The 12,445-nt window shown below is 60.9% G+C and carries 14 protein-coding genes; 4 read left to right on the top strand and 10 right to left on the bottom strand.

Going from position 1 to position 12,445, the window contains the following annotated elements; genetic code table 11:
* Window positions 1-17 precede the first annotated feature (17 nt).
* The 9 genes from Q0030_RS28045 to Q0030_RS28005 all read right to left on the bottom strand — a co-directional run bounded on the left by Q0030_RS28045 (window position 18) and on the right by Q0030_RS28005 (window position 8,203).
* Window positions 18-818, bottom strand: coding sequence for an iron-sulfur cluster assembly protein (locus Q0030_RS28045; RefSeq protein WP_298374442.1), 801 nt, complete (start codon window positions 816-818; stop codon window positions 18-20).
* Between the two features lie 5 nt (window positions 819-823).
* Window positions 824-1,867 carry an amidohydrolase family protein gene (locus Q0030_RS28040; RefSeq protein WP_298374439.1) on the bottom strand — a complete coding sequence of 348 codons (1,044 nt, stop codon included), beginning with the start codon at window positions 1,865-1,867 and terminating at the stop codon, window positions 824-826.
* Window positions 1,868-1,978: 111 nt separating this feature from the next.
* Complete coding sequence (locus Q0030_RS28035; RefSeq protein WP_029085595.1) at window positions 1,979-2,335, bottom strand: MmoB/DmpM family protein; 357 nt, start codon at window positions 2,333-2,335, stop codon at window positions 1,979-1,981.
* A gap of 44 nt (window positions 2,336-2,379) precedes the next feature.
* The gene (locus Q0030_RS28030) at window positions 2,380-3,483 is read right to left on the bottom strand and encodes an aromatic/alkene monooxygenase hydroxylase subunit beta (RefSeq protein WP_298374433.1); all 1,104 of its coding nucleotides are present in this window, start codon (window positions 3,481-3,483) and stop codon (window positions 2,380-2,382) included.
* Window positions 3,484-3,532: 49 nt separating this feature from the next.
* The gene (locus tag Q0030_RS28025) at window positions 3,533-4,573 is read right to left on the bottom strand and encodes a 2Fe-2S iron-sulfur cluster-binding protein (RefSeq protein WP_298374430.1); all 1,041 of its coding nucleotides are present in this window, start codon (window positions 4,571-4,573) and stop codon (window positions 3,533-3,535) included.
* Between the two features lie 104 nt (window positions 4,574-4,677).
* Window positions 4,678-6,348 carry an aromatic/alkene/methane monooxygenase hydroxylase/oxygenase subunit alpha gene (locus Q0030_RS28020; protein WP_298374427.1) on the bottom strand — a complete coding sequence of 557 codons (1,671 nt, stop codon included), beginning with the start codon at window positions 6,346-6,348 and terminating at the stop codon, window positions 4,678-4,680.
* 152 nt (window positions 6,349-6,500) lie between these two features.
* Entirely contained in the window at window positions 6,501-6,734 is a 234-nt protein-coding gene (locus Q0030_RS28015; protein WP_298374424.1) for a hypothetical protein, read from the bottom strand.
* Window positions 6,731-7,102, bottom strand: a complete 372-nt coding sequence (locus Q0030_RS28010; protein ID WP_298374421.1) for a hypothetical protein — start codon at window positions 7,100-7,102, stop codon at window positions 6,731-6,733. The genes Q0030_RS28015 and Q0030_RS28010 overlap by 4 nt, the downstream gene beginning before the upstream one ends.
* 57 nt (window positions 7,103-7,159) lie before the next feature.
* On the bottom strand, window positions 7,160-8,203 hold the full coding sequence (locus Q0030_RS28005) for an NAD(P)-dependent alcohol dehydrogenase (protein WP_298374419.1): 1,044 nt from the start codon (window positions 8,201-8,203) through the stop codon (window positions 7,160-7,162).
* A 129-nt stretch (window positions 8,204-8,332) separates the two neighbouring features.
* Between Q0030_RS28005 and Q0030_RS28000 the strand changes: the two genes are divergently transcribed.
* The 3 genes from Q0030_RS28000 (at window position 8,333) to Q0030_RS27990 (ending at window position 10,933) form a co-directional block, all read left to right on the top strand.
* Window positions 8,333-8,545 (top strand): hypothetical protein, encoded by a 213-nt coding sequence (locus tag Q0030_RS28000; RefSeq protein WP_298374417.1) that lies wholly within the window; start codon window positions 8,333-8,335, stop codon window positions 8,543-8,545.
* Entirely contained in the window at window positions 8,539-10,416 is a 1,878-nt protein-coding gene (locus Q0030_RS27995) for a sigma-54-dependent Fis family transcriptional regulator (RefSeq protein WP_298374414.1), read from the top strand. The genes Q0030_RS28000 and Q0030_RS27995 overlap by 7 nt, the downstream gene beginning before the upstream one ends.
* A gap of 94 nt (window positions 10,417-10,510) precedes the next feature.
* Window positions 10,511-10,933 carry an SseB family protein gene (locus Q0030_RS27990; protein WP_298374411.1) on the top strand — a complete coding sequence of 141 codons (423 nt, stop codon included), beginning with the start codon at window positions 10,511-10,513 and terminating at the stop codon, window positions 10,931-10,933.
* Window positions 10,934-11,284: 351 nt separating this feature from the next.
* Here Q0030_RS27990 and tenA read toward each other — a convergent pair whose 3' ends face one another.
* Entirely contained in the window at window positions 11,285-11,959 is a 675-nt protein-coding gene (gene tenA / locus Q0030_RS27985; RefSeq protein ID WP_298374409.1) for a thiaminase II, read from the bottom strand.
* Window positions 11,960-12,036: 77 nt separating this feature from the next.
* Between tenA and Q0030_RS27980 the strand changes: the two genes are divergently transcribed.
* Entirely contained in the window at window positions 12,037-12,348 is a 312-nt protein-coding gene (locus tag Q0030_RS27980; RefSeq protein ID WP_298374406.1) for a hypothetical protein, read from the top strand.
* The last annotated feature ends 97 nt before the right edge of the window (window positions 12,349-12,445 follow it).

Raw genomic sequence — 12,445 nt, 5'->3', positions numbered from 1 at the left:
GACGCTGCGCACCGGCATCACGGCCCCTGTTGCGTACCCGGCGACGCCGGTATCGTCCTCGCTTTCGATACGAACGGTGTCTCGAGGTCGAATCGCGCGGCAAGCAGGCCACGGCACAACGCGCCGTTGAATTCGGCATTGATGCCGACACGCCGTAGATTCGATACGTATCCGGCGAGGCCGTCGGCGCTTAGCCGCGCTCCGTTCGCGTCGACAAAGGCAATCCTATCACCGCTTGCCGGGCCTACGACAGCACGCCGCTCAAGATAGCGCTGAATCAGCTTCTCACCTGCATCGTCGAGCGGCAGGCAACCCAGCTCCCTCAACGTCAGGCTCACAATCTGTGCTGGCGACTGCCCGAGCGCAACGAGGTGGCCGAGCAGCGCAACCTGGCGGCGCTGGAACGCTTTGACGAGGAATGTCTGACGCAGATCATCGAGGCTGCCATCGGCCTCGGCGCCAAACGTTTCCTGGAACGAGCGTCCCTGGGCGAGGCCCGCATTGATCTTGTCGGCATACATGTGCTCACCCAAGACCACGCTGACGCCCTTGACCCAGTCCAACGCGCTGACAGCCCGGCGCATGTCGTCTGCCATCAGGAATGAGAAATTGGCAGCGCACCAATAGGTCGGCAAACGAAACTCGATGTGGACGTGGTCCTTCGGGTCGACGTCGGCCTTGGTCACGAAATTCAACTCGGTGACGGACTCGTCGAGTTCCGGATCCATCACGCCTTGCAAGCAGGCCCATATCTGGGACTGCTTGTCATCTGACGAGCGGCTTCTCTGCCGCTCCCTCCCCTCAACGCCACGCTTCATGACCATCACCTCGGCGCGTGAACGGCTTCGGGCAAATGGGCATAACCGCCGCCGGCTCGGATCTTCTTCTTCTGCGCCTCGACATCGATGCCGTAGATGCGGGCGGCGTTGAGGCCGAGAATCTTGGTCTTGGCCTCCATCGACAACACCGAACCGGTCTCCTTGGTGACGTCGGCCGGAATCTCAAATGCCATGAACTTGTCGATCAGCCATTTCGGCGTCCAGATGCCGTAATCGCTACCGTAAAGGATCTTCTCCGGTCCAACCCAGAACAACAGTTCGGAAATCACATGGGCGAAATAACCCGGCCGCGAATGGATGAAGGGCAGCGCCACCGCAAGACCCGCATAGACGTTGGTCTCCTGGGTCGCGATCCAGCAGAAATCGTCGAGCCGCGGCAAGCCGCAATGCTCGACGATGAAATTCAGGTCCTGGAACGAGGTCGCCACATCATCGATGTCGGCCACGTCGAACGCATCGCGGTTGAGCGGGATGATTGTCGGTCCCTTGTGGACGTGGATGTTCTTGATGCCAAGCTTTTGCGCAGCCTCGAGATATTGGTAGGACGCCTTGTCGGTCAGCTTGTAGCCCTTCGATTCGCCACGCCATTCCGCGGTGTAGAGCTTGACGCCCTTGAGTTTGTGCTTCTCGGACAGCGCATGAAGAGCTTCCAGGCCCTTGGTGCCGTCACGCGGATCGAACGCGCCATTCAGGATGAAGCGATCCGGATGGCTCTTCTTCATCGCCGAATTTCGTTCAGTGGTGTTGAAACCACTCTTGTAGAAATCGGTGAGATAGGTCGGTTGCAGGATCGCCATGTCGTCATAGCCGGTGACGAACAGGTCGTCGAACATCGTCTTGGCATCGTATTTCTCGAACTTCTCCTTCTCCCATTTCTCCGAGGGCGGGCTCAGGTTCGAGTGGTAGGCGTAGAAGCAGTCGATGAACTGCTTGCCGTGGATGTTCTTCTGGTTTGCCGGACTTCCATCCCAGAAATGCGTATGCCCATCGATGACAAAAATCTCTTCACCCTTGGCTGTCCTGTACATGGCGTTTCTCCCGATCCCGCTGGATGGCGTGTTGTTACGAGGCGCGCGATTAATGTCGTCGAACGAGCCCGGCCGGCGTCGCGCCGGCCAGGGTTTGTTCGCAGGCGGTCATCAGACGATGTATTTCATCATCTCGTTCATGTCGCCGAACAGCATGACGGTGTTGTCATCCGTCATCACCATGCGGCCGTAATGCGTCGAGGTAGAGATCTCGAAGAGATGCGGGGTCATGACCCGGCCGAGCTCTTCCGAGATCTCGTCCATCTTGAATTCCATCTTGCCGTCGCCATCGATGCGAATCATCGCCGGCATGTATGTCACCTTGATGTGGTCGTGACGGCTCATGACCTCGGCAATGGCACGCGCCTCGACACTATCGTTCATGGTGACCCCGCATTGATGCGATACCGTGTCCTCGAACGTGATGTCTTTCATCGATTTGAAGATGTTGTCATTCTCGTGCAGCATGTCGATCTCCTGAAGAATTGAGTGAGGATGTGAAGCGGTGTTGGTTACGACGCGAGATTTTCCGGAACCGTCAGACCAAGCTCGGCAGCAATGCCCCTGATGCGATTCTTCGCGTGCGCCAGCGCGTCGGCGAAAGCCGCGACCTTGACACGCGGCTGCGACCAGATCGGCTGCAGATGATTGGCGGCATCGAGCGCGAGATCGGCATGCCTGGCCAACCATTTGTTGAACAACGAAAGGTTCTGCGCCGCGTAGGTCGGATCGGTGCCGAGGATGTGGAACAGCTCGACTGTGTTGGCGAGATTGCGCTCATAGTCGGCTTCCGCGGCGGAGACGACAGCCGGAGTGATGAAGTCGTTCTGCGCAGATGCCGCCTGCATCAGGAAGCCTGAACGGAACAGTTCTCCGATAAGCGGCTCGAACACCACATTGGTCGCAAAATATTGCTCCAGATAGTCGTTTGAACCCATCACCGACTCAACCGACTTGCGCACGCCTTGCCAGATCGGATCTTCCAGCCAGTGCTTCTTGCCGGCGGCAATGTCGAAGCCTGGAAGGTCGAGGCCGATTTCGCTCAGATAGAGAGTGATGTCCTGCGCGAAGCGAAGTTTGTAGGACGAGTTGGTCAGGATCGCATTGTTGACCATCTGCGTATAACCGTAACGCTGCGCCTGCATCGTGGAGGTGCCGAGACCGAACTCGGCATGCTTGTAGGCGCCGAGATGGTTCTGCAAAATCTTCACCCAGGCCGGATCGAAGCGGGTTGGCGCGCCCGATTTCCGGCCGTTCTCGATGGTGTTCTGCACCATGCCGCAAATCGTCGACTGGCGTTGATAGTGCGTGCGCTCCCATTCCTGGTCGACGGCGCGGAACTTGTGCCAGTTCGAACTTTTCGCAGCCGTCCAATCCTTGGAATAGGTCGGCGTTCCGTCCGGGAAGGAGATGATCCAGTCCTGCAGCAGATAGCGCTCCGGATCCGGTTGAACGTCAACCGTCATGTCCTCGTAGTGGGTCGCTTTGCGGCCCTTGGGTTCGAAGTAGTTGTACTTGCGACTGTCAGAGCCGGGGAACACTGCGGCCCCCGCTGCCCCGGATTTGACGATTGCTGCCGGCTTGGTTGCTGCTGCTCTACTTGCTTGCGCGCTCATTGCTCACTCCCTCTTGCCATTCTGTTCTGCGACGAACTTTTGAACGCCGTCATCGCACCGCCGGCGTAAACTTGTCGAAGTAGATGTGTTCGGGCTCGACCCCGTTCATTTGCAGGACGGGCAACACGGCGTCGATCATCGGCGTCGGCCCGCACGCATACGCGTCGATGGCACCGCTCAATTTCTCCTGGCGCAGATGCCGCTGTACGACCTCGTGGATCAGCCCGGTCTCGCCGTCCCAGCCATCGCCCGCCTCGGCATGCGACAGCGCCGGCACGAATTTGAAATCGTCGAGCCGCGCGGCGATCGCCGCGAGCTCTTCGAGATAGAACAGGTCGGCACGGGTGCGCGCACCATAGAAGAACCGCACCGGCCGCTGCTCGCCGCTGCCGATGTGATCGGCCAGGATCGACCACAGCGGCGACATGCCCGAACCGCCTCCGATCAGCAGCATCGGCCCCGGCCGCTCCTCGCGCCGGAAGCAGGTGCCGTAAGGCCCCTTGGCGGTCACCGCATCCCCGATACCGAGCTTCCCATCGAGCTGGGCCGAGAACGCCCCGTTCCGGTATTTCTTGATGATGAAGCGGAGACGGGTCGCTTCAGACGGCGGGTTCGCCATCGAGAATGCGCGCGTGATGCTGCCATCCTCCAGCGTCAGATCGACATACTGGCCGGCCCAGAACTTCATCGGTCTGTCGATGTCGATCTCCAGCAGCCTGATGTCGGACGTCAGCGCCGTCACATCAGTCACGCGGCCGGCAAACGCCTTCACCGCGATCGAGCGGCTGAGCAGATCCTCGTCATAATTGAGCAGCTCGACGCTGATGTCGCTGTAGACATGCGTCCTGCACAGCAGCACGTGGCCGGTCTCGCTTTCGTAGTCCGGCAAGGCGAAGGTCGAATATTTCAGCAGTTCGATGTCGCCGTCGACCAGCCTGGACTTGCAGCTCCCGCACTGGCCCTCCTTGCAGCCATGCATCAGCGAGATGCCTTGGCGAAACGCCGCGTCGAGCACCGTCTCGCCCTCTTCCACTTCCATCTCGATGCCCACCGGCTCGAAACGAACCTTATGAACCAGCACGTCCGTCATCGTCCCCGCCTTGTCGTCACGGCAATTGAACAGAACAGCCGGACGAACCTTCGCCGGCCGCCGGCAGGAGGGACCGCGAAGCGCGGCCCCTCCCATCGTCACGCTTAGTGGCAGGGGTTGATCTTGAAGCCCTTGCGATACTCGGCCGTCGCGACCTCACGTTCGGCGGGCGAGAGCGCCCGGAACCCGCGCAACGGACTGCCGAGCGTGTGGCCGCGCACGTGATCGAGCGTCCACATGTCCTTGGCGTCGAAGCGCAGATGCGGCTGTGCGATCATGGTCTTGCCGTCAGGCCGGACAAAACCAAGATCCTTGATCGCATCGGCGACATCCCAGCCGTGGTAGCAGTCTTCCCATTCGCGGCGACCGCTGAAGCGGCCCATCGCCGGCGTCGCCCGCCCCTCGTATTCCGCGGCGAACGCCACCTTGTGGGTCCAACGGCAGCCTTCCGAGCAGTAGGTGTAGATCTTGCCATCGACCTCGTCGCAGACGAAGTCCTCGCGGATCAGGCACGGCACCATGCAGCTCCAGCACCGATGCGGGTACACGTAGCCCACTTCACTGTTGAACAGGATGTTGGTCTCGCCGGGCACACTGAGCTTTGCGTGCCACTTCCAGAAGTCGCCGAATTCGGCGTACCAGCCCGGATATTTATGCTCGAACCACTCGAAGTCCCGCTCGGTCTGGGCCTCGATGCGCCAGAAGTTCACCGACCAGCCGACCGTGAAGAACTGTGCGGTCTTGTGGACGTAGTTCTTCTTGACGATCCGGTCCCAGGCGGCCGCGACGTCGTCGTGATGGATCTTGATGCCGTACTTCTCGAGCGGCAGCATGTAGGTCCGGTAGTAGTCCTCGTAGATCCAGCGATGCCAGAGCTCCGCGTAGGACTCCTTGTTCTTGTCGCGGTTGGTCGTGCCGTATTCGATGAAGGTGCCGATCGCGGCGTCGACGATCGCGTGGTTCTGCCAGAAGGCGTATTTCAGGTCGCGTTCCAGCAATTGGTGGTTCGACGGATCGTTGATCATTGCCATCAGCATCGAGTGGCCGTTGCCGATGTGGCGGGATTCGTCCGACTGAACCGACAGGAACACGGTCGGCAGCGCATAGTCGCCGTTGCGGGCGGCCTCTGAGGGCATCGCCACGAACAGGGTGTTCGTGAAGGCGGTTTCCGCGACCACGGTCAGGTAGACGTTGGCGGCGGTGATCGCGTCGCCAGTCAGGAAGCCTTCGGCGAACTGGCGGCCGATCGTGGTCGCATAGCACTTGCCGAACGCGGCTTCGGTGATATCGAACCCGGCGGGATCGATATAGTTCTCCATGTACCACTTCTTGAGGTTCATCTGGATCGTCGAGTGACGGAACTCGTCGACCATCTGCATGGTGAAGCCGGTGCGCAGTTCCTCGCCGGGCGCGAGCCGCCCGACCATTGCCATCGAACGCGCCGCCGAGATCTCCGGGAACGGGATGATCGCCAGGAACAGCTTCATCCACTCGACCCAGCGCGGCTCGACATTGCGGAACATGTCGCCGCGCAATGCGGCATCCAGCGCGCCGTAGACCCGGTTGTCCTTTTCCTCCTGCATCGGGAAATAGGACCGCAGCACCTGCTTCATCGGGTCACGCGGCGTCTTCGAGATCTTGTAGTCGGTCGGGAACGTCATCGCCTCCTGCACGTAGCTTGGCGTCCAGCCAAGATCCGCGACGCGGTTGGCCGCTTCAGCGATGCTGATCCCTTTCTGCGCGGTTATCTTGTTCAGTGTCAGACTTGCAGTCATTTCCAGCTCCTTTGAACGTTGCGTTGCTTCCGGCATTCTCGTTTTGATCAGAGGTCAAAACCCCTGGTTCGTTCTGTTGAAATTCTCGGCTGCAAAACTCACTTTGAGTCCGTCAAATGGATTGATCGATCTGCTGACTTCGTCGTTCCTCGTCACCCTCCGCTGGCCCGTTTGATGAGAGGTTTTCCTTCGGCGACGAATTTCGCCGAGAGAACCAGTGCGCCCGTGGCGAAATCCTTGCCGTGCGCGGCGATCATGGCTTCCGCGATCGCGGCCAGCTGGATGAAGAAGGCGTCTTTCGACCTGTCCTCCTCGCTCATGCCCGGTTGCGGAGACGGCATTTGCTTCTGCTCCTCTGATGCAATCATGGTCGCCTCGTTCGTCATGCGTGCCCCGAACGTTCGTGTTCGCCGGGTGACGGGCCGTCGTCGATCTCGCGCAGTGACGTGTTGAGCCACTCGCGCTCGGCCACCAGGCGCCGATCCTCCTCCCGGAGCAGCTCCAGGCGTGCGATCGCCCGCTCCAACTCCGCATGCGCCTCAGGCCCGGCTTCGGCACGCGCCGCGCCACGCACGGCACAGGCGAGCTCGATTTCGGCGCCACCGCGGGCATGCTCGTTGGTGATCCGCCGCTCGTTGTTGTCGACCATCTCGTCGATCACCTTGTCCCGGGCGATCATCCGGTCGCGGGCGCGCCGCAGTTCGGCCGCATCCCCGGCGGTGATCTGTGGCCTTGGCGGGCTGTCGTCTGTCACTCGCGCCACTCTCGCTCGACGATCCGGACTGAAGCTTTGCATCTCGTGGCACATGCCCTAGGGGATCAGCACCGCACGGCCATGAATGCGCCCATGATGCAGATCATGAAGCGCCTCGTTGGCCTGGCTGAGCCGGTATTCCTTGGTGTGGAGTTCGACGAGGCCGCGGTCCGCGAGCGCCATCAGTTCGACCAGTTCGGCATAGGTGCCGACCAGATTGCCGACGATCGTCTTTTCCGACGTGATCATGTCGATGGTCGGGATATCGATCTTCCCGCCATACCCGACGATGTAGTAGTAGCCGGCGTTCGCCGTCATCGACAGGCCCTTGGCGATAGCGTCACCCTCGCCGACAAAATCGATCACAGCCTCCGCGCCCCGCCCGCCGGTCAGCGCCAGCACGGCTTCAACTTCATTGCCGTCAGCCTTCACGAGATGATGCGCGCCACACTTCCTGGCGAGCTCGAGCGAGTCTGCAGCGCGATCGATCACGATGATCTCTGCCGCGCAGAGCGCTGCCAGAACCTGGATGCCGATATGGCCCAGCCCGCCGGCGCCGATCACCGCGACATATTCACCCGGCAGCAGATGGCGGGATGCCTTCTTGGCGGCGCGATAGGCCGTGAGGCCGGCGTCGGTGTAGGGAGCGACGTCCTTCGGTGCGAGCGACTTCGGCAACTTGATCAGCGAGCGCTGGCCGGTCAGCAGATATTGCGCATAGCCGCCATTGGCGTTGATGCCGGGAAACGAACTATCCAGCGCGTGCATGTCGTCGCCGCGGCGGCATGCCAGACAATGCCCGCTGGTCACCAGCGGATGGCAGATCACGCTGTCGCCGACCTTGACCCCTTCGACACCCGGCCCGATCGCCTCGACCCAGCCGGCATTCTCGTGACCCATGATGTAAGGCAGCTTGACGTCGACCTTGCTGCGCCAAATGCCTTCGACAATATGCAGGTCGGTGCGACAGACGCCGGCGCCGCCGAGGCGCACGATCACGTCCATCGGACGCGAGATCTTCGGGTCGGTCACGTCCTCGAACCTGACGAACTCCTTTGCCGTCAGCTTCTCGTCGAACTCATGCAGCACCGCCGCTTTCATTGAAAAGGCCTCCCCAAAATTTTTTGATTCTGTCGATCGGACGCGATCGCCATCCCGCTGAATAAGTCAGCAAGGGCTGTGCCAAGCCCACAAAGGCCTGATCTACCTATCGTTCTTGCGATCGCCGGCGTGCGCGCGCCGATCCGCCTCGGAGCAGGCTTTGCGCGCAACTGTTCCGAGTCGGAACAGTTCGATGAGCGCGACAACGACGGCGCAGAAATTTGGATTTTCGACTGCTTGATCTATGATTGTGAAAACTGCGTCGCGCGAACAGGACGAGCCGAGCGACGCGACCAAGAGGAAATCGCCAAGCCGCGACTCTGGGAGGAGCCAGAATGCTGACATCCGGCCGACGCATCGACAGTGCTTGGATGACGCTCGAGCAGCGCGGCGCACTGCCGGCCGAACTTCTGTCCGCGGACATCTACGATAGCTGGATGCGCTGCATTTCGCTTGGCCTCGACACCCTGCGTCCGCCGTCGCCCGAACTCGTGAGCAGCGCCGTGCTGCGCCAGGAACAGCAGCGCTGCTCACTGATCCGCGGCCTGGCGCTCGCGGAGATGCACACCTTGCATCAGCAGATCGCCGGCTCGAATTTCATGATCGCGTTTGCGAACGCCGACGGCCTGCTGCTCGACATCATCTCGGACTCGAGCTTCAGTGACACCTCCGACGCCGCGAGTATCCGGCCCGGCACGGTGTGGAGCGAAGCCAGTTGCGGCACCAACGGCCTCGGCACGGCGGCTTATCTCAAGCGGGCCATCGTCGTTCACGGACGCGAGCACTTCTTCCCGCGCTACAGCAACCTCACATGCATCGCGGCCCCGATCTTCGCGCCCGACGGAGAACTGGCAGGAATCTTGGATGCGTCATCGGATTGCATGTCGCGCCAGGCTCACACCCAGGCGCTGGTGGCGATGGCGGCAACCCAGATCGAGAACGGCCTGTTCCGCGAGTATCACCGCGGCAACATCCTGATCGCCTTCCACAACCGCGGCGAATACCTCCACACCCTGAGCGCCGGCCTGCTCGCCGTCGACAATGAGGGCCGTATCCTTGCGGCGAACCGCGCCGCGAGCGTCCTGCTGCATGGCCTGCCCGCCTCACCGGGGCGCCGCTTCGCCGACGTGTTTCGCACCAAGTTCAGCGCCTTTGTCGATGAAGGGCGGCACAAAGAACGCCAGCGCCTGCAAGATGAGGTCGGCAGCCAGTTCGTCGCAACCATCGAAAACGCGCGCCAGTTCTCGATGATCCAGGCGGTCTCGCGGCCCCGGCCTCCCGCACCCAAGGGCGTCGCCACGCAATTCGTATCGGCGGATCCCGCGATCGCCTCCGTGGTCCAGCAGGTCGGCATCGCGGCCGTCCGGAAGATGCCGATCCTCATCCGCGGCGAAACCGGCACAGGCAAGGAGCAACTCGCCCGCCATGCTCATGCCGCCAGTGGACGGGCCGGCGCTTTCGTTCCGGTGAATTGCGCAGCGCTCCCCGACAGCCTGATCGAGGCCGAGTTGTTCGGCTATGCCGAAGGCGCTTTCACGGGAGCCAAAAAGGGCGGGGCTGCGGGACTGTTCAAGGAAGCGGACGGCGGAACGCTCTTCCTCGACGAGATCGGCGACATGCCGGTGACGTTGCAGGCCGTGCTGCTGCGCTTTCTAGATGATTGGACTGTCCGGCCGGTCGGTGGCACCAAACGTCAGGTCGACGTTCTCCTGGTGTCTGCCACCAATGCCAATCTCGACGACTCGATAGCGAAGGGCCGATTCCGATCGGATTTGCTGTTTCGCCTCAACACGCTGGAGGTGACGTTGCCGCCTTTGCGCGAGCGTTCCGATTTCGCCGAGATCGTGCGGCATTTGATCCACAAGATCGATCCCTTGATGGATTTGACCGAAGGGGCGATCGATCGTTTGGCCGAACTCGATTGGGATGGAAACATCCGCGAACTGCGCAACGTGCTTTCCCGATTGTCACTGGCCGAGCCGGGAGATCTGATCTGCGAGACATCGGTCGAGTCCGTACTTGCACATTCCGGCGGCGAGCGCCTGACCGGCAAGGCGGCGGGTGGTGGGCTCAAGGCCAATCTACACGAGATTCAGCGCTCGCACGTGCTGACTGCGTACACCGAAACCGGCAACAACATCAGCAAGACCGCGCGCCGCCTCGGCGTGTCGCGCAATACGATCTATCGCGCCCTGCGCGGCAACAAGGACTAGCACGATCGCGGCTAAGGAGCCGCGACGACTCGATCCGGCTTTAACTGGAAGCACTGAGGTCCAGCCCCTCGCCGGGTCCAATGGGAGTATCGCCATGTTCGAACCGGAAAACAGTCTCGAGGCCCTGATGCAGGCCGCCGCAAGGGACGCCAGCATCGTTCCCGCATTCTATCGCGCGTTGCTCGAGACGGAGATTTACATTCTAACGCCGGAAGCGCCGATGAAACCTGGACGCCGTCGCTCGCTCAAGTTTCAGGAGGAGATCAACGTCGCAACGGTCGATTTCCAGAACATAAGATGGCACCCTGCCTTCACCTCAAAGAAGCGCATCTACGACTACATCAAGGAGCCTGAGGTGTGCCTTGGCGCCGCTGCGCGCAATCTGTTCGAAATGTTGCCTGACTCTAATTTCTGGCTCAATCCGTTATCCGAATGTCAGAAGCCGCTGCCCGCCACCGAAATCGCTCTCCTCATGAGTGGCAAGATCTTTGGCATGCCGATGAAGTCCGCGCGATAGGCGCGGTACTTGTGCAACAACGTATCGGCACGACCAGCCTGCACGGCAGGCCACGTCGAAATCGCAGGATTGGTGGGCGGGAGGGCGCTACCGCCAATCCCCCAGTGATAAGGCGTCGGGGGAAGGTGGTAGAGGGGGAGCGCTACATCGCTAAACCCAATATTTTGGAATCCTTGTTTTCTTATTGGCGGGCAGCCTAATAACTCCCGAGCTGGCCTCCTGATAGCCCGTCAAGAGCCGCCGTTCGCGCGCGATTCCTCGCCACACAAAATGGTGCTCGAATAGGTTCAAATCCCGGATAGGATTTGAACCTATGACCTTCAGGTTATGAGCCTGACGATTGCCGAACGGCTATTCGACACGCTGACCCGCGCGCCAGCCCATCTCCCAGAAATCTGCCTCGAGTCGGGTGGCTTCCTTGAAGATCGCAATCAGCTCTGCCTCGCGGGCCGGTGTGGCGTAGAAATCGGCGAGATGCTCCAAGTGCGCTCGCGCTTTCGCCGCGACCTCCTGGTATGGCGCGCCGGCGTACTCGGCGATCCAAACGCGATAGGGGTTCGTCGCAGCGTCCGCATCGGGTCGCGAGGCGAGCCGCGTGGCGATCTCCGCGTACCCGATCACGCAGGGGGCAAGCGCCACCTTGAGTGCCAGCAGATCGCCGCGCATTCCAGCGTCGAGCACGTAGCGTGTGTAGGCCAGCATCTCGACCGCCGGAGGGGTTTGTTCAAGGTCGCTCGGAGATATACCCCAACCGGCGCAGAGCTTCACATGAAGGTTCATCTCAACATCAAGGATGGCCGAGAGGCCGGCCGCTGCTTCACGCATGTCTGCAAGCTTGGGCGACTTGTAGACCGCGAGCGCGTAGGCGCGCGCAAACTCGATGAGGAACAGGTAGTCCTGCGCGAGGTAGTGACGAAACGCCGCTTCGGCGAGCGAGCCGTCCGCCAATCCGTTCGTGAAGGGATGCTCGGTGTAGGCCCGCCACTCAGCGGATGCTTCTGTCTTTAGACGCTCGAAGAAACTCACGATCTGTTTCGCCTGGCTTGCTTTCCCATGAACCTCTTTTGCTCGCTACCGATAGCGCGCGAACCGGGACGCTGACCTTGACAGGCCGCGGCGATCAGCCGACAGCGATGGTGCACGGAATTCGCTTGCCGTCGGTCGCCGGGACTGACTTGCGATCTCACGTTATCACCAACAGAACGCTATACCCTAAGTCCAAATTTCGATTGCAGACGAGCCGCACCAGTTTCGCACCAGAAACAACCCGCACGAAGCGCGGCGAATGTGGTCGAATTCTACAAAAACGCAAGAAAATCAACGGCGGCGGCCATTATCCCGCCGCTCATAACGGCCTGGTTGCTGGTTCAAGTCCTGCCCCTCATATCGGGAAATCGCCCGCGCTGGATTTTTGACCAGTCTCCTTCGCCCTGCGGCACTGAAGACGCCATTACTTCGTACGCTTGAACGCCGCGTGATAGCTCGCCACTAGGTGGTTCTTTTCTGCTCAGC

The organism is uncultured Bradyrhizobium sp. (assembly GCF_947648125.1).
GTDB lineage: Bacteria > Pseudomonadota > Alphaproteobacteria > Rhizobiales > Xanthobacteraceae > Bradyrhizobium.
Note: the sequence above shows the minus strand (reverse complement) of the source record. Positions and strands in the feature narration are given on the sequence as shown.